At 35.8% G+C, this 18,640-nt stretch carries 14 protein-coding genes; 7 read left to right on the plus strand and 7 right to left on the minus strand.

Going from position 1 to position 18,640, the window contains the following annotated elements:
* Window positions 1-124 precede the first annotated feature (124 nt).
* The gene (locus tag ACIQ7T_RS23145; protein WP_370079669.1) at window positions 125-2,029 is read left to right on the plus strand and encodes an S-layer protein; all 1,905 of its coding nucleotides are present in this window, start codon (window positions 125-127) and stop codon (window positions 2,027-2,029) included.
* Between the two features lie 125 nt (window positions 2,030-2,154).
* On the opposite strand, the gene ACIQ7T_RS23150 is transcribed toward ACIQ7T_RS23145, so the two are convergent.
* Entirely contained in the window at window positions 2,155-3,315 is a 1,161-nt protein-coding gene (locus tag ACIQ7T_RS23150; protein WP_402873906.1) for a response regulator, read from the minus strand.
* Between the two features lie 209 nt (window positions 3,316-3,524).
* Between ACIQ7T_RS23150 and ACIQ7T_RS23155 the strand changes: the two genes are divergently transcribed.
* On the plus strand, window positions 3,525-6,488 hold the full coding sequence (locus ACIQ7T_RS23155) for a hybrid sensor histidine kinase/response regulator (RefSeq protein WP_370079665.1): 2,964 nt from the start codon (window positions 3,525-3,527) through the stop codon (window positions 6,486-6,488).
* Between the two features lie 76 nt (window positions 6,489-6,564).
* Here the strand turns inward: ACIQ7T_RS23155 and hepT are convergent, their stop codons facing one another.
* Together hepT and mntA are read right to left on the minus strand one after the other, a co-directional pair.
* A complete protein-coding gene (gene hepT / locus ACIQ7T_RS23160) occupies window positions 6,565-6,969 on the minus strand; it encodes a type VII toxin-antitoxin system HepT family RNase toxin (RefSeq protein WP_370079698.1) in 405 nt (134 codons plus the stop codon).
* Window positions 6,962-7,375: a type VII toxin-antitoxin system MntA family adenylyltransferase antitoxin gene (gene mntA, locus ACIQ7T_RS23165; protein WP_370079663.1), complete on the minus strand. Its 414-nt coding sequence runs from the start codon at window positions 7,373-7,375 to the stop codon at window positions 6,962-6,964. Before mntA ends, hepT begins: the two co-directional genes overlap by 8 nt.
* Before the next feature lie 806 nt (window positions 7,376-8,181).
* On the opposite strand from mntA, the gene ACIQ7T_RS23170 reads away from it, so the two are divergent.
* From ACIQ7T_RS23170 to ACIQ7T_RS23185, 4 genes are all read left to right on the plus strand, one after another.
* The gene (locus ACIQ7T_RS23170; protein ID WP_370079659.1) at window positions 8,182-9,483 is read left to right on the plus strand and encodes a hypothetical protein; all 1,302 of its coding nucleotides are present in this window, start codon (window positions 8,182-8,184) and stop codon (window positions 9,481-9,483) included.
* A 434-nt stretch (window positions 9,484-9,917) separates the two neighbouring features.
* Window positions 9,918-10,178 carry a FeoA family protein gene (locus ACIQ7T_RS23175; RefSeq protein ID WP_370079657.1) on the plus strand — a complete coding sequence of 87 codons (261 nt, stop codon included), beginning with the start codon at window positions 9,918-9,920 and terminating at the stop codon, window positions 10,176-10,178.
* Window positions 10,175-10,900, plus strand: coding sequence for a FeoB small GTPase domain-containing protein (locus tag ACIQ7T_RS23180; RefSeq protein ID WP_402873911.1), 726 nt, complete (start codon window positions 10,175-10,177; stop codon window positions 10,898-10,900). The genes ACIQ7T_RS23175 and ACIQ7T_RS23180 overlap by 4 nt, the downstream gene beginning before the upstream one ends.
* Window positions 10,872-12,266: a nucleoside recognition domain-containing protein gene (locus ACIQ7T_RS23185; protein ID WP_370079653.1), complete on the plus strand. Its 1,395-nt coding sequence runs from the start codon at window positions 10,872-10,874 to the stop codon at window positions 12,264-12,266. Before ACIQ7T_RS23180 ends, ACIQ7T_RS23185 begins: the two co-directional genes overlap by 29 nt.
* Before the next feature lie 178 nt (window positions 12,267-12,444).
* On the opposite strand, the gene ACIQ7T_RS23190 is transcribed toward ACIQ7T_RS23185, so the two are convergent.
* The 4 genes from ACIQ7T_RS23190 to ACIQ7T_RS23205 form a co-directional block, all read right to left on the minus strand.
* On the minus strand, window positions 12,445-13,425 hold the full coding sequence (locus ACIQ7T_RS23190; RefSeq protein ID WP_370079651.1) for an AraC family transcriptional regulator: 981 nt from the start codon (window positions 13,423-13,425) through the stop codon (window positions 12,445-12,447).
* 70 nt (window positions 13,426-13,495) lie between these two features.
* Window positions 13,496-14,659 (minus strand): MFS transporter, encoded by a 1,164-nt coding sequence (locus ACIQ7T_RS23195; RefSeq protein ID WP_402873953.1) that lies wholly within the window; start codon window positions 14,657-14,659, stop codon window positions 13,496-13,498.
* A 412-nt stretch (window positions 14,660-15,071) separates the two neighbouring features.
* Entirely contained in the window at window positions 15,072-15,827 is a 756-nt protein-coding gene (locus tag ACIQ7T_RS23200; protein WP_370079649.1) for a DeoR/GlpR family DNA-binding transcription regulator, read from the minus strand.
* A 494-nt stretch (window positions 15,828-16,321) separates the two neighbouring features.
* Entirely contained in the window at window positions 16,322-17,746 is a 1,425-nt protein-coding gene (locus ACIQ7T_RS23205; RefSeq protein ID WP_370079647.1) for a rhamnulokinase, read from the minus strand.
* 160 nt (window positions 17,747-17,906) lie between these two features.
* Between ACIQ7T_RS23205 and ACIQ7T_RS23210 the strand changes: the two genes are divergently transcribed.
* Window positions 17,907-18,596, plus strand: coding sequence for a class II aldolase/adducin family protein (locus ACIQ7T_RS23210; RefSeq protein ID WP_370079645.1), 690 nt, complete (start codon window positions 17,907-17,909; stop codon window positions 18,594-18,596).
* Window positions 18,597-18,640 lie beyond the last annotated feature (44 nt).

Genomic DNA, 18,640 nt, shown 5'->3' on the forward strand with positions numbered 1-18,640 from the left:
CGATACAGAAAAAGGGACTACATTTCATTTAAGAATAATAAATAGTAAAATATACCCTTTATGTACTAAATTAGAGAAATATATGATATATTATCCATTAAATACGATGATCGGAGTGACTAAAATGAAGAATAAAGTATTAACGACTTTTATGGCAACTGCTATTACAGCAACCCTAGTATCACCAATGTCAACTGCAGATGCCGCTTCAAATGATTCATCTTTAAACCACTCAATTCAAATGGATGGGCAGGTAGCTGCAGCCAAAACAAAGGGGCAAACTGTTACCATTAACAACGTCACTAAAGAGAAAGTACTTACATCCAATGGCCAATTTAAAATTAGTCAGTCGCTGAAACCTCTCTTTAAAACAGCGAATAGCACTGCATTGAAGAATGCCCAAGCTACAATTGTAGTAAAAAACGGCGAAATTACGAGCATTACAGAACTAACATTAACTAAAGCTGGCACTGACAATAAAGCGGTATATTTTGATGGTGGTGACGCACAAATTGAAGGAAGCCTAACTGTAAATGCGGATTATGTAAAGGTTCAAAATGTAAACATTAAAGATAAGCTTATTGTAACTAATCTTGTGAAGAAGGCCATTACAATTGATAACGTTGCTATTGGGGATACAATTACTTTTAAGCCTTTATTGACTAGAAATATTAATTGGTTAAATGTTTCCCTAAAAGATATTAAATCTCCAAACATTAACTTGGAGCGCACTAAAGTAAATGTGACTTCTGACAAAGCTATTTCAAAAATCGATGTAGTTGGTAAAGTTGCAGCATTTGAAGTTACAGCCAATGTTGATAAGCTTACAATCGATGTTGAGAATGATTTTAGCCTTTACGGAGAAGGTAAAATTGAACAAGTGATCGTCAAACACGGGGCAAAGGTGGCATTAGATTCAGGACACCTAATTAACAAGGTGCAGGTGGATGATAAAAAAGCCTCTGTGATATTACCTGTGGTGAATAAAAATGAGCTTAGTAATTTAGTAGCTATACCTCCGTACGTTGCCGTATCCGTTAATGGATATGACGTTTTAACAACTGAAAGATGGACGACGCAGGCTGAACGTACAGCATTCGAATATGCCTTAAGCAGCGCAAGAGCAGTAGCTAATAATTCCAACGCCTCTCAGGAACAAGTAAACAATGCTATTACACAATACAGAATTGCATTAACCGTTTATCAAGCTGTGCAAAAAAATGGAACAAAATATGGTTATAGCGATAAGTCTTCATTACAATCAACGATTAATTCTATTCAGTATGTAACGGTTTCTTGGAACAATGGTAATGATATAGCATCATATGTACCTTGGACGACGCAAAGTGAGAAGGATGCTCTTACCTCTGCCGTTTCATCGGCTCAGTACGTTGTAAATAATAGCTATGCAACGCAGTCTGATATCACCAATGCTATTAGCAATTTAAACTACGCTATCACTGTTTATAAGAGCGCTCAAAAATATGGTACTTATCAATACAATGCCGATCGATCTGACCTTTTATCACTTATTAACTCTGTTCAGTATGTAACCGTCTCTGTGAATGGATCTGAACTATCCTCCAATGTAATTTGGACGACGCAAAGTGAAAAAGACGCTCTAGTTTCTGCTGTTTCATACGCACAAAGTACTGCAAATAATAGTTCTTCGTCTCAATCAGATATTTCGTATGCATATAGTTACTTATATAATGCCATTTCAACATATAGGGGTAATTATAAATCAGGTGCGAATTATGGGAATTACGTTGATAAATCTTGGCTAAAGTCACTCATTAATTCTGTTCAGTACGTAAAAGTTTCTGCGAATGGAGATGGCTCTGATATCCCCTATTATGAAAGGTGGACAACAGCACGAGAAAAACAGGACCTAGAAAAAGCAGTTGATTACGCCCAATCTGTTGTTAATAACTCCTATGCATCTTCGTACGAGGTGACAGATGCTATTAACAGTTTAGACAGGGCCATCAAAATCTATAAAGATGTCCAACGTTCAGGTAAACAATAAAAATTGAAAGGACTTGGCACAATGCCGAGTCCTTTCATGTTGAGGAAAAACAACTATTGTATGAATAAAATTAAGTTGTCCTATTAAATATAATATGGTTCTTCAATCTCATATAAAATCAAATCTCAACCCAAAATATCTACCGGCGAAATCATACTCATTTTTCTCCAGTCTTTATACCATTCTTCAATTTCCTCTCTAGGCTCCATCGCTAATTGCTCCTGCAGCATTTTTTTTAATAGCCAATATTGCTCCTCTACTGCAGCAACGTTGTTCAGTAAATCATAGAGCTTCATCAAGGTGAAATAGCTTTCTTCCTCATCAGGTGAAAATAATTGAACTTTTTCTTGCACCTTCACAGCAGCTTGATAGTCTTTATTTTTTATATAGAACTCACTTAATTGTTGAGCATGGCGCAACCACAATCGTCTTAGTCGCTCTTTTTCACTTTCTGACCATATATAACCGTCATCACCTAAATAATCGCCTGTATAAGCTTGGAATACACACTCATACTCCTCTATCGTTCCCTGATCAAGTGGAGGCAAAGATTTTAATTGAGTTAGCCATTGCTCTACATCAATTACCACATTTTCTAGCAATACTCTATAGCCTGAATTTAGTAATGGACTAGAGATCTTCACACCATCTAGTCCATAATTTTTTAAAGTTTGTCGGACGGTGTAAATAGCTGTATATAGCTGCTTGGAGGCCTTATCTATATCGGATTCTGGCCAAAACAACTCCAAAACGGTGTCTCGATAAATCATTTCATTGCGATGGCTAAGCATATAAGTAAACAATCCTTTTGCTTTCGATGTACGCCATTTCATTAATTGTGTATTACCATCAGGCGTAACTACCTTCAGGCCCCCTAATAGCTGAATCGTTTTTTTCTTAGTTGGAATTGGTGGATTTTTTTCGATAATCCGTTGTAATCGTTCCAATGCTTTATGCAAACGAGGCTTTTGCACAGGCTTTAATAAATAATCTATAGCATGCAAATTGAAAGCATCTATAGCATATTGGTCAAATCCTGTAGTAAAAACAATTTCTACGTTTGGCAATAGTTCTTGAATTTTTTCCCCGAGCGCAAGTCCATCCATATTAGGCATTACTATATCTAAAAATACAACATCAGGTTGTAAACTTTGTATTTGAGCAATCGCTTCTAAAGAATCTGTATAATCTCCAACTATGTCAATTTCCGGGATACTACTTTTTTCAATTAAGGTTTTTAGTCTCATTAATGGCAAATATTCATCATCGACTATTACAATTCTCATAACATCCCCTCCTAAAAAGCTAGTCATATATCATTAATATCGTTCATTTATATTAATTTTGATAAAAAATGTTACTTTTGAAGGAGTTTTTGAGAATCTGTCGAAAAATATCATCTATGATAAAAACAAAAACTCTTTCAAAAAAAATAAAAATTTTCCTGATTGCTAGTATATTCTTTACCTTGCTTACATTACTGCGATTCGCCTGGATGGATTTCATTAATGTCCCAGAAGGATTAGTTGCGAAACAAGGGACTATCGATTTAAGAGGTATTGAAACTAGTAAAGATTTTCAAAGAAAACTACAGGGTGAATGGGCGTTTTACCCAAATACCCTACTCGTTTCCAAAAACCAAAAACCATCTGAACAGAATGATCATGAAATTTATTCCGCTTTACCAGAATCTTGGGATCAATACTTTAACAACGGAAAAAACATTCATTTTGGTTCTTATCGCTTAACTATTTTGAAAGATCACAAAAAGCCTCAACTATATGGCATTACTATACCCGAAGGACTGTCACCATATGAGCTTTATGTTGATGGACAGCTTATTGGTGGTCTAGGAGACATGACATTAGATAATGAAAAAACTGCCCCCATCGGTAGACCTATCACCTATTATTTTACACTAGATTCCAGTGAGAGTGAGATCATCATACAAGGCTTCCAAACAAATCGCTATGCACAAGGTGGTTTTACAAAAGAAATAATTTTTGGCGATTTACAGTCTATGGAACAATCCAAGTTTTTTTCATTTACAACGCAAATTGTAGTTTGTCTAGTGTTTATAATTTACTTACTTTTCACGATTTTACTTTATGGAATAGGAATTCGAAGTAACTCACTTATTTACTTCACAATGCACATTATTTCGACATGTATAACTATTCTTGCTTCAAGCAATAGAATTTTATATATTTACATGCCCATTAACTGGATTTGGGCGAATAAAATATATTACTTCTTTTATATTAGTACCATGCTATTTCTCTTTTTATTTTTACGCGATCTGGTCAAGGAGTATTCCAAACCCAAAATATTAAATGTTATTCCAATACTATTAGCTGCATACTTACTGTTTATTGTCATAGCTCCTATCGAGTATATTGTTAGTACTAAAATTATTTTCATAATACTCCTTATTGTTTCACCTATTATTATAACCATTTTCATGCTAATTATAGTAATTAAAGGAGACAACGGAGTAACATTTTTATTATTAATGGGTGCTGCGGTTGTAAATAATTCGTTATTTTTCTCATTTGGCCAGAAAAATTACCCATTCGATATATTGATTGCTATCAATGCCTTATCAGCATTTTGGATTACTCGTTATTTCCAAACAACGCAGCAAACTGAAAAGCTTTCCGTGAAGCTGCAAAAAGAGATAAATACAAAGGATGATTTTCTTGCAAATACCTCACATGAGCTTCGCAATCCACTGCACGGCATGATGAGTATTGCACAAACACTCTTAGTGAAGCAGGATCATCAACTCGCTGAAAATAATAATGACGATTTAAAGCTTTTGCTAACAATCGGTAATCATATGTCCTATATGCTAGATGATTTACTTGATTTAGTAAATTTAAAGGAAAAAACTATTCGTCTTCAGCTAAAGCCGATCAATGCTTATAATCTAGCAAGCGGTGTAAGCAATATATTTCTTTTTATGTTAAAAGGTAAACCTGTAGAGGTAATAATAGACATCCCTAAAGATTTACCACCTGTGTTGGCAGACGAGACTCGGCTTATTCAAATTTTTACGAACTTACTTCATAATGCTATTAAATTTACCGAAAAAGGTTCTATTACTTTCGATGCCGAAGTGGTCGGCAAAAAACTATATATTTCTATTACGGATACAGGGATTGGCATTGAAAAGGACATGCAAGAAAAAATATTTGAGCCCTATGAGCAAGTTGATTCAAGTATGACATCTATCGGTGGTGGACTTGGTCTAGGATTAAGTATCTGCCAAGAACTCGTTACCTTACATGGAGGCACAATGTCGCTGTCATCCACTGTTGGCAAAGGCTCTACGTTTACTTTCTCATTACCGATAGCTAAAGACTTGGCGGTGGATGAAGCCGACTTAAACGCTGAACATGATGCTTCTCTTTCAAAATACGTTTCATTATTAAACAACCTTTCTATGATTGAAGGTGAAATTACTGCAGCTACTGAACAAGGGTCCCTTGTGACAAGTCATTCGCGTGTTTTAATTGTTGATGATGACGCTGTGAACTTACAGGTGCTTGTTAATGTGCTGTCAACGGAGCCATACGAAATTGAAACGGCAATAAGTGGTGCAGAGGCTCTAAAAAAACTACAGGAAAGCAACTTTGATTTAGTCATTTCTGATATTATGATGCCGTATATGTCAGGCTATGATTTAGCAAAATGGATTCGTGAGCGATTCTCTATTTCCGAGCTACCTATTCTTTTCTTAACAGCTCGTCAGCAAAGAGAGGATATACAGCTTGCTTTTTTAAGTGGTGCAAATGATTATGTAAAGAAACCAGTGGAATATGTGGAGCTTAAATCAAGGGTCCATGCACTCGTTCGTGTTAAGCAATCCAGTGAAGAACGTCTACGCATCGAAGCAGCATGGCTACAAGCTCAGATTCAGCCCCACTTTTTCTTTAACACACTTAACTCTATTATTTCTCTACACGGAGTAGACGATGAGCAAATGGAGGAATTACTGCTTGCTTTTAGTGATTATTTACAGATGAGCTTTGATTTCCAAAATGCTGACTTAGTTGTGCCTCTTAACTATGAATTAAAGCTGGTCCGCTCCTACATAGCCATAGAGCAAATACGCTTTGGCAATAGAGTTCAAGTAGAATGGGACATCCCTGAAATAATAGAGCTATCCGTCCCACCACTGTCGATTCAAACACTGGTTGAAAACGCCATCCAGCATGGGATTTTACCTAAACAACAAGGAGGAACCATCACAATTCGCATTATAGAGGTCGACGAGTACTTTACAATCTCCATTTCCGATAATGGCGTTGGCTTCGATAACACTGACCCTAAAAAGAAAGCAAGTATCGGTCTCGTTAATACTGAACAACGCCTAAAGCAATTATTTGGCGCGCAATTAACGATCGAAAGTGTGATTGGACAAGGCACGACCATCTCTTTCCCAATTCCTAAATAAGGGTAGGATCATCGGGTTCTATCCGTTCTACAAATTAAAAAACAACAGGCTAGATCTCTATAGCCTGTTGTTTCTTTTATATAAGCAATATTGCCTCTGCATAGGTTTTAAAATCACCTAAATGATTCTCAATAATTGCTTGGAGTATATTTAATTCGATTGCTTGATAATCGCGCACAGCAATATTTCGGAACCCAATCATATTTATTAATGTTTTTGCTAATGCATGGTCTATAATGTTATTTTCCTCAAGAAACTTGAATGCTTCTCTACTCGTTTTAGGTAAACCAAGCTTTAAATCACTAACAATATGCATTGCCAAATCAATACTAGCTTCACACGCACGTTGAATATTCAAAACGATACTGTCCTGCTTCGTAAAATCTTGCAAATTTTCAGGATTACCACCATACACCTCGTTGACACGGCTCACACAGCGTTCAATTGTAGCAATCTTATTTAGAATAACATCATTATTCACCATAGACACTACCCCTCTCTTCAATTGCCTTCAGAATTCCCGCACGTTGTTCATTTAACGTCACATACATTGATAGAGCCCTCATTCGTTCTTTAACAAAGGCGTTTTCATCTTGGCAATCAATGACCATACCACTTGAAAAAATTTGTGCTGCAAACACTGTATCAACCGTCTTCATATCGACTAAATCAACATCAATATTACAAGCATGTGCAATTTCTCCGGCTAATAGAAAACGTTCATAACCCGAGAGAGGCTTATTTGCATAATACGCTATATCTAAATCACTATCTTCACGTGCCGAACCCCGCGCATAAGAACCAAAAACAATAACAAAGGCTGGATTAACAGCTGATGCTAGTTTTTCAACAACTACCTTCTGCCAGTTTTGTTGCAAATCAAACACCCCCGCTCCTTCTTAGGATCATTATAACAAAATCTATCTTTGTATGAGGGTTCTAACCGTTTGTTTCGGGATTCTATCTTGCAGTTTTGCAGTTCTATCCGTCATTCCTACAGTTCTATTTATCACTGCTGTGCAGGTTCTATCCATCATTCTTACGATTCTATCCGTCACTTTGCAGGTTCTATTCATCATTCTTGTAGTTCTATCCACCATTTTATAGGCTCTATCCACATTCTTGCGATTCTATCCATCTTATCCATCTCTATTGAAAAGCGCGATCTCTTACCCTTCATATTCCCATAAGTACATAAGACACAAATTGTTTTAAAAAAATGTACTACCTATCTACCTATTCACTCAAAATATACATAAAAGAATCCTAATATATGATAAAATTGGTTTATCTTACTCAGCAGAAGTCCCCACTTCAAAAGTTGTGGTATGAATCGGATGTAGTTCCATTTCAATAAGTGCCCAAACACCTGCTGAAAATAGAAGAACTCAGTCTAAGAACGCCACGTCCTGTGGCAACGACTGAGTGACCAACATCATGCTGACGCTACGTTGCACTGCGCTTTCTCACAAAAAACATCATGTTGGCCTAAAGTTTCCGGCGGATGTCACGGATTTTGAAAGGAGTGAATTGTGCGGGCACAATTCAAAATCCGGACTCAATTACGCCAAGGCGAAATTGATCAACATATATTAGGATATTCTCAAGGCAATCAAAGATTTCATCTAGGACAAAAATCCCAATGAATTACTATGACACTTATGAAAAAACCAATTAGGAGGTTTCCCGTATTATGAAAAACAAAAGAAAACTAGCCTTCCTCGCCCTAGTTGCGGCCCCTTCACTAATCTATGCTGCACCTACTACGTCAGCATCGGCTGCTGATATTACAGGACAGGTAAAAACTGCTTACATATACGATAATACTTATTACTACAACTCTAAGGTTTCGAATGTTGTTCGACTTATTTCGAATATTAATGATACAACCGCTTCATTCCAAGCAAATTTAGAGACAGCTAGCAAAGCATACGATGAGTTGACTGCAACGGAACAACAGTACGTGACGAATTATTCAACGCTGTCCAATCATAAACAGACGAAAGTAGCGTATCGTAAGCTTGCTGATCAAATTGAAGAGAAATTGGCATCGGTGGAATCGACTTCCGTTAATTACTACCAAAATGTTATGGAAACGAAAGATTGGTACAATACGTTAAATGCAGCGCAAAAGACCTTTGTAAGTGCGGAATCACAAAGAATATTGACATCCTATATTTCACCAAACACATCTATCGATAAAGTGGTCAATAAAATCCAATTATTAAACTCTTCTCGCATTACCTTTCATCAAGATGTAGCTGATGCTAGAGCTGAGCTTAATGCACTACGCAGACATACAAACGTCTCATTACCTGCTGGTGTCGAAAAGATGTTGTTAGATGCTGAACAGCTTGTTGTAAAGGATAAGGCGGTAGCTAAGGAAGTAGAAAATGCCATTGCCGATTTATCGCCTAAAACGTCCACTGCCCAAGATGTACAGGCAGTGAAAACAGCCTTCGAAGCTTTAACACCTGTGCAACAGCAGCTTGTGCCAAACGTTTGGACTTTAGTAGACTTTGTAAATGGAAAATATGATCTACCGACTAAAGGAAACGGGACTAAAACTCCAGTTTTATCGGATACGACAGCCGTACCTGGTAAGATCACTGCTATGACTAGAAACAAAAATACCTATACAGCAAAAATAAACGTTGCAGACTCAGAAAATAGTACAGAGCGCTTCGTTTTAACAACAAAATCCAATATGACTGTTATTATTCCACCACTAGGAACTCTTCTTAATGAGGATACTGGTGTTATGGAAATTCAAATTACACGAAATTTGAATCGTATCACATTCCAGGCAACATTAAATAAAAAACCAGTTGAATTCGAGGCGGATATGGAAATCATTATCAATAGCCTATCACCGAATGCCTCCATCGTTCGTACCTATGACTTTGGCGAACAAGAACCTGCTGATTACACAGTAGAAGGAAATCGTCATTTCATTCAAACAAAGACATCTGGTTCATTCCAAATTGTTAGATAGTAATCCACTAATGATCTTCAGTAAAAAAATCATAACCCTCTGCCAATTTTATTATTTGCGGAGGGTTATGATTTTTTCTGCTCTGCTTTTGCTTCTTCACAGTCAACCTCTTCTTTCAAAAATTCAATGGGCACCTGTAACGAAATCCCTCTTATATTAATACATCATAAAGAGGACCTTTTCATATCATTACACCAACAACTTTGCTCTACTTGGTATTTCAAACAGCCCCCTTTATCAACATTTCTTGGTCCAACAACTGATTAGGCAATGCGCTTTCATTCCCTTCATAAGAACGCTCTTTTATCGCGTTCTTTCAAAAAAAAATCAGAAAACTATTGACAATTGTCATAAAACGGGGATAATCATTAATAAAGTTTCCTTAGAGAAACAATATGAAGTTCGGGAAATATTATTATAGAGAGGAATAAAAAATGCGTATGGAAAAAACATTGAAACCACTTTCTGAATGCTCATTTGGAGATTGCTTTTTAATAAAAGAAATTAATATTAAGGGTCCTCTTAGAAGAAGATTATTAGATTTAGGCTTTGTGAAAGAAGCAGAAATCTCTGTTCTTCGTAAAAGTCCTTTAGGCGACCCTGTTGCTTATCGCGTAAGTAATACGACGATTGCATTACGTAATGATGAAAGCTCTATGATTTTAGGCGAAATTGTTAGGGGGAATACAAAATGAGCGTAAATAGAATAGCTTTAGCAGGAAATCCAAATACCGGTAAAAGTACATTATTTAATACATTAACAGGATTGAAGCAACATACTGGGAACTGGCCAGGGAAAACGGTTGTTCATGCAGAAGGATCTTTTGAACACAAAGGACAGCAATATGTACTCGTGGATTTACCCGGGACCTATTCTCTATTTTCCAATTCAGCAGATGAAGAAGTAGCAAGAGACCATATTGTTTTTGACCAACCGGATGCAACGATTGTTGTGCTTGATGCAACATCATTAGAGAGAAATTTAAATCTTGCGCTCCAAGTTTTAGAAATGACTGATAATGTCATCATTTGTATCAATTTAATTGATGAAGCGGAGAAAAAAGGTATCCGAATTGATGAAAAGAGATTAGCTCGTGAACTAGGAGTCCCAGTTGTAAAAATATCGGCAAGAAATAAAAAAGGCATTAATCGATTGCTGGATACATTAAATCAACTGATGAATGGGACAATTGTGACAACTCCGTATCGCATGAAATACTCGAAAGATATAGAGGAAGCCATTACAAAGATAGAATCGAAATTAGAAGGTTATTTTGATGAAAAATATCCATCGAGATGGGTTGCCCTTCGCTTACTTGATGGTGATGAGGAATTGATCTTAAAACTGCAAAATCATAAGAATAATAAACAGCACGAGGTGAGAACGAATGGAGTCCCAGTCAGTGTTAAATCATAATTCACTTAAGGGTATTTTAGCTGAAGTGAACGAGGTTTCGAATGAGGATATTCGAGATGAAATCGTTAGTGATATTTATACTAAAAGCAAATCTTTATGTAAAAAAGTAGTATCGCAGCAACCTGCAATGTACAGATCTGATAAATTAGATGAAATTTTCACATCCCGCATTTGGGGATTCCCTATTATGCTTATCTTACTTGGGACTGTCTTTTACATTACTATTGCTGGCGCAAACGTACCATCAGATATGTTAGCAAACTTATTCGGCTATCTAGAAGGTAAGCTAACCATTCTTTTTGAAGCAATGCACGCACCAGAATGGCTACACGGTATTTTAATTCTTGGGCTATTTAGAGGTACCGGTTGGGTTATTAGTGTTATGCTACCTCCAATGGCTATATTCTTCCCTATGTTCGCTCTATTAGAAAACTACGGTTATCTACCACGTGTAGCATTTAATATGGACCGTTTATTTAAACGAGCAGGTGGACACGGAAAACAATCATTAACAATGGCAATGGGCTTTGGCTGTAATGCTGCTGCTATTCTGTCAACGAGAATTATAGAATCCCCTCGTGAACGAATGTTAGCCATTTTAACGAACAATTTTGTTCCTTGTAATGGGAGATGGCCAACACTTATTTTATTAGCATCCTTATTTATGGTAACTGGTTTTTCAGGTGCAACAAGTACACTTGTAACATCGGCCATTTTAATAGGATTTGTTATGTTGGGCGTCGTTGTAACATTATCTGTTTCATGGGTCCTTTCTAAAACAGCTTTAAAGGGTGTACCAACCCATTACACATTAGAGCTTCCACCATTCCGAAAACCAAAGTTCTGGGATACAATTTTAAGAGCAAGTATTGATAAAGCATGGAATGTATTAAAAAGAGCGGTTATCGTTGCAGCGCCTGCCTCTATTTTGACTTGGGTATTCGCCAATATTTACGTTGGTGATACGAGTATTCTAATGCATTTTGTTAACTTTTTAGAGCCGTTTGGTCACGCTCTTGGTATGGATGGTTTTATTATGGCTGCATTTATTCTTGGGCTGCCAGCCAATGAAATTGTTATCCCTATCCTAATTATGGCGTATTTATCGCAAGGAGCTATGCTAGAAATCGAGGATTTATCGAAGCTAAAACAAGTGTTTATCGACCAAGGCTGGACTTGGCTAACAGCTTTAAATATGATGTTATTCTCACTGCTACACTTCCCTTGTGGAACGACTTTAGTCAATATTTATAAAGAAACAAAAAGTGCAAAGTGGACATTTATGTCGTTTTTAATTCCAACGGTTATTGCCATTGGCGTAACATGGCTAACAGCAACAATTGCTCGAGCGTTTGGTTGGGTGTGATGATGGATGGTCTTAAACCAGATATCCCTTATTTGGTATCACATACGTATTTACACCACATAAGGGCTTAATTTTTCATAAAACGATAGAGCAAGAAACTATAAATGGAAAGGCTATTCCCATAATAAACACCTTAAATTGATTTACTCAATTTAAGGTGTTTTTATAATCTAGGACGCTACATTCGACTAAGGTCTCTTAATATTTCTCTAGGATTAATTCCAAATCTCTCTTTAAAAATCTCCGCAAAATAGCTAGGATTAGAATATCCCACTGCATTCGCAATGTCTGTTACATTCATAGTTCCCTCTTGTAATAAAAGAAATGCCTTCTCTAACCTTTTTTCTCGTAAATATCCAAACACTGTTTTTCCGAACATCTCTTTAAATCCCTTTTTTAATTTGTAATCGTTTAAACCAACTAAACGTGATAGTTCAATAAGTGTAGGAGGATTAGACATACGCTCTGTAATAATTGATTGAGCTTGCTGTATTTTGGTTCTATCACTTTTTGAAAACATAACAGGGCTAAGAGAATTATCAACTAGTTGAGAACGAAATGTAATTGATAATAGCTGTAATGCTCGACATTCTAGCTCTAAATTGGTCATGTTCTTACCTGCTATAGCATCTAACATTTGCTGAACAATAATTAAGGAAGATGCGTTAATTCTCTCTTGAAAGAGTCTATATCGTTTCCCACCAAGAATTTTAGAGAAATTTGGGGATTCCTCACTAGTTTTACTAGTTTCACTCATAAAATGATTAAAAGTTGAAACCGGAATACCAATTCCAACCATTTGATAGGATTGGTTTTTATGAAACATAAAATTTGCCCCCACCTGCTCTATAAATTGAAGCGAGCATGTTCCTGAAGAAATTTCATATTCTGAGCCTGAGATGTAAACACCTCTATTACCTTGTAAGCAAAGACTAAGCTCAACCATAGGCTGTTTTGTAACTATTTGCATTTGGTGCTCTCGATAAAATGAGTAATCAGATATAACCACTTCTAAATCTCGACGGGGAATAAAACGATGTATAGCTCCTTCCTGCATATTTGGTTGGAATACAAACGGGCATTCATGTACCTTTGATATTTCCAACGCATGAAAAAATTCATTAAAATTATCATGGAAATTAGTATTCAACGTGTTCATCACCACCCTTCAGTTTATTGAGAATAATTATCAATTATAACCAAAGTATAGCAAATGAACTGCGATCTAGCTATTCTTCTTTAGTTGTAAGTGCCATTGATAGCAGTAAACACAAAAAGAAGATAGTAGCTCCAAAACCATAAGCAGTAACATATCCCCCAGCATATTCTATAAGCCATCCTGCAAGTCCAGGCCCAATCATTTGACCGATAGCATAAAAGATAGAAATAAAGCCGATCGCTGATGCCACATATTTTACCGATACCTCCTGGCTTGCCTTCATTTGAATGAGCACAAGGACACCTCCAAGCGACGAGCCCCATATAATAGCAGACACGATAAATCCAACTACATTAGGAAATAGCATTGGAAAAACATCTCCAACAATTGATAAAAGCAACGCTGCCATTAATGCTTTTTTTACGCCTATCTTATCCGCTAGCATTCCCCATAATGGCGCACCACCAATAGAAACGATCCCTGCAACAGCATAAATTGAGCCTGCCACTGCATTAGAAAGCCCGATGTCTCTCATATAGCTTGTTTGATATAAATTCGGAATAAGATAAACAAGTCCAACGGCAAAATAAATTCCAGCTATGAGGTATAGCTCTTTACTTCTCCAGACTTTAGTTTTTTCTTGTACAGAACTCTTTTCTGCCGAGTGTGGTGTCTTTATCACAAAAAATGCCACTAATACGACTATGATTGTGATTACTTCAAATACTAACCACACTCCTCGCCAGCCAAGCTCAGGAAAATGCTGAAGCATAAAGGGTACGATTAATCCAGACAATAACATCCCTACTCCCGCACCACTCATTAGTAACCCCATCACTGTCCCTCTCTTCTTTGGGAATGAGATAACTGCTATTGATAGTAGTGGTGTATAGACGAGAGCACTACCAGCACCAGCTAAAAATAAAGCTATAGCAGCCCACCAAAAGTTCGGGCTAAAAATAAGACCTCCTAAACCCGCAATAACTAAGCCTCCACCTACCAACAGCACGTTTTTCGCCCCAATACGCATCGTCAGCATTCCAGACAGACCTACCGTAAGTAAATAACCTAAAAAGAGCATCGTACCTAATAAACCTGACTGTGATGTAGTTAATAACAGCCCTTCCTGCATAAAAGGTAATACAATTCCGTAAGCCATACGGGCAAATCCCGTAGTTGTAACGATTAATAGCATTCCAGTCATAACAAATGCCCAAAAATTTTTCATTTTTATTCCCCTTTCATTAATGAATGCCTATGACTCTTAAATTAAAGAAACTATTTAATATGTTTATCTAAGATCTCCTTTTTGATAATTTTTCTCATTTAGAAATATAGTTATCTTAATTTTTTTAGTTCTACTTCTCTACCAATAGACGGATAATAATGCGGTATAACGGATTTTATTTTCTTCTAAACATAAAAAGAGACATCTCAATTGATTTTGAGACGTCTCTTTTGGGTACTGTATGTTTTATTAGTAATTCTATAAATTATTCGGCCAGCTCTTTATTGAAAAAATGGCAAGCTGAGCAGGCACTCCAAAATTAAAGAACATTAACTTTTGATGATGACTTACTATGAAGTCTTACTTCTCACATCTGGATTGATGATAGAATTCGTTTTATTTAATCAATATTAGTGATTCAATAAATTAGCTGTACATTATTTGCTTTCAGTCTCTCTATCCATTCAGCGGATGGTTTTTTATCTGTTACAAGAACATCGATATCACTAAAATCAAATAGCTTTAAAAATGCTGCTTTATCAAATTTAGTGTGATCTACTAGTAAGAGATTGACCTTAGAATTTTTAAGCATTATTTTTTTTAATTCCGCTTCTGGCTCATTAGATTCCATAATACCATGTTCTAGCGATATCCCCTTGCAGCTAAATACATGAATATCTGCAAAATATCTATTAACAGTAGCTTCTGCAGCAGGTCCAACTAAGGAAAGTGATTTTTTTCGTAATTCTCCCCCTGTTGAAATAATTTGAAAGTGCGAATCGCTAAATTCATTTAATATTTTTATGGAATTAGTGATTAACGTTAAATCTTGTTTATCATACAATGCTTTGACCAATTCAAAAGTTGTTGAACTAGGGTCAACCATTAATTTATCGCCATTTTTAATCAGATGATGTATTTTCGAAACTATTGATTTTTTCAATTCTATATTAAGAGATGTCCTTGTATTAAAAGGTAAATCCTCTGAGCTGTTCCGGTTTATTACAGCCCCTCCATAAGTTCTTGATACAATTCCCTTTTTATCTAATTTTTCAAGATCTCTTCGAATGGTTTCTTCTGTAACTGAAAATTTCTGGCTTAGTTCAGAGACATAAACTTTCTTTTCAATTTGGATTAAATCTATTATTTTTTGCAATCGTTCTTTTGGTAACATAATAAATCCCCATCTTCCTTTTATTTTCCCCTTCTAAAATCGAGACGATAATTCCCAAGCAAGAACAGAGGAAATATCCTCGTTTTGATATTAGTATCACCTCATAAGAAAACTGATAAAAAATCAATCAGATTTATAAGTGCTATCGCCCATTCTCTGGGAAGTAATAAAATTATTTCACAGTACATATGATGGTTTTCGCCTTGTATAACATTGTACTTAGAAAAAAAAATAATCACAAAAATTAGTAGCAGTAGTATCGATTATAAAAATGACAAGATCAAAGCGAAAACTCCTTATCGTGTTATTACCTAGTAACAATAACGATACGTGAGTTTTCGCTTTTTTCATAGTGTCTTCTCTTTAAACTATTCAATTTTCATTCTTCCGTAGATATTTTTGTTAGAGAAAGTGAATCTCCATACGAAGTCAAGCAGATTGGATGCTACTTGATTTAGAGGAAATATGCTAAGAACGGTGACTATTTACAACCTTCAAGATTGTGGTTCGTATACTTTTAAAGAAACAGACCTTTTTATGACCTGTCTTATTTCTGAAAGAGTTGAGACCTCTCCTAAAGCATATAGTTGAATCATAATATTTCCTAGAACACTAGATTCAACGGGACCAGCTACTACTTTCTTGCTTGTCACATTGGCAGTCATTTGGCATAATAATTCGTCTTGAATACCGCCTCCAACCATATGAATCTGCTTTATCTTTTTACCAGTAATACTCTCAAGGTTACGTAATTGATTTTTAAATTCATTTGTTAATCCGTTATAGATCGCAATTGCCCACTCACCTAGATTATCGGGTTTGCCTTGTTTTGTAGAAATGCAATAGGCATTAATAGACTCCAAAACATTATCTGGTGATAAGAATAAAGCATGATTTGGGTTAATATAAAAGTTTTTATTCGATAATTTTGCAGCATTAATAATATCAACAAAATCTATTTTTCTTGTAAACATTTCATTATAGTGCTTTTTTAATTGTTGCAATAAAAACATACCATTAATATTTTTAAGAAATCTGATAGTATTTAATACCCCACCCTCATTGCTGAAAGACTCTTTCAAAGATTGTTCATTAACTATAGGATTTTGAATTTCAAGTCCTAATAATGACCAAGATCCACAAATTAAATATGCACTATCTTCATGTTCTAAAGGTATTCCAGCAACAGCACTAGCAGTATCATGACTTCCTACTGAGATAACCGGAACTGAATTACTCATACCAATTTTTTTCATATGTTTTTTATCTAACATTCCGTAAATCTCGCCAGGAAAAATGATTTCCTGAAAAAGGTGTTTAGAAAATCCTAATCGCTTAATGATGTCAAAATCCCATTGCTTACTCTCTACATTCAATAGTTGACTAGTTGATGCAATTGTATATTCCGTCTTTTTGTTTCCTGTTAAAAAATGATTAAATAAATCAGGCATAAATAATAAGTGTTTTGCCTGTTGATTTAGATCTGGGTTATCTCGGAATCCAGCGAATAGTTGATAAACTGTATTAAAGGGTAAAAATTGTATGCCCGTTTTAGAATAGAATTCTTCAAATTGAATTGGCAATTGTGAAGAGATACCATCTGTCCTAGTATCCCGATAATGGAATGGCCAATGCATAGGTTTTCCTTCTTTATCTAAAAGACAATAATCAACTCCCCAAGTATCAATTCCGATACTATCAAATTCCACCTTATCCTTTGAAGCCACTTCTAACCCCATTAGTATGTGTTTATACAAAAGTTCAAGATTCCAATGTAAATGATTTTCTATTGTAACTGGTTCATTTTTAAAACGATAAACCTCTTCTAAAATGACCTTATCCCCATCATAAACCCCCGCTATTAGTCTTCCGCTTGATGCACCAAAATCAAAAGCTAGGCATTTTCTGTATTTAGTCATCGTAATCTCACCATCCCTATTTCATTTTACTCCACACTCTATCTCAAAAACAACATAAACAGACATAAATAAAGAAATTCATTTTTGTTTATGTTGACAAAGAAGAATTAAAGACATAGAATCTAAGCTAAGATTTGAAATTAGTAAGGAGAGATTTTTAATGAATATTTCAGAGCAAGTATTGAAAGAGCAAATATGCGATATAGGGAAAAGAATGTATACGAAAGACATGGGGGCTGCAAATGATGGAAACATTTCCGTTAAAATTTCAGAAAATTCCTTCTTATGCACCCCGACAGGAGTTTCTAAAGGGTTTATGACCCCCGATATGATATGCAAGATTAATAGTCAAGGAGAGGTAATTGAGGACAATCTATTAAACACAAAGCCATCCTCAGAAATTAAGATGCATTTACGTGTTTATAAGGAACGTCCCGATGTAACATCAGTTATCCATGCTCATCCCTTATATGCCACTGCCTTTGCTATTTGTGGCATGCCGCTTAAAAAACAAATAATGCCAGAATCGACTATTTTCTTAGGAGAGGTTCCTATAGCAGAATATGGGACGCCCTCCACTGAAGAATTACCTAATTCAATCGTTCCTTATCTTCAAAATCATGATGCCATTTTATTAGCTAACCATGGTGCACTAACTTGTGGGATTGATTTAATGAGCGCGTATTTCAAGATGGAGTCCATGGAATTTTATGCGAAGCTTCTTTATCTAACTTCAGTAATCGGAGAACCAAAGGAATTAACGAAAGAACAAGTAGCTACATTGGTTCAATTACGTGAGGAAAAATTCAAAGTTCCTGGTCGTTTTCCTGATTTAGGGGTACATGAATAACATCTTATTAAGTTATCAAATTTAATAAGATGTTATTTTTTAAA

It is taken from the genome of Lysinibacillus sp. NPDC096212, assembly GCF_044763105.1.
In the GTDB taxonomy this organism is placed as follows: Bacteria; Bacillota; Bacilli; order Bacillales_A; family Planococcaceae; genus Lysinibacillus.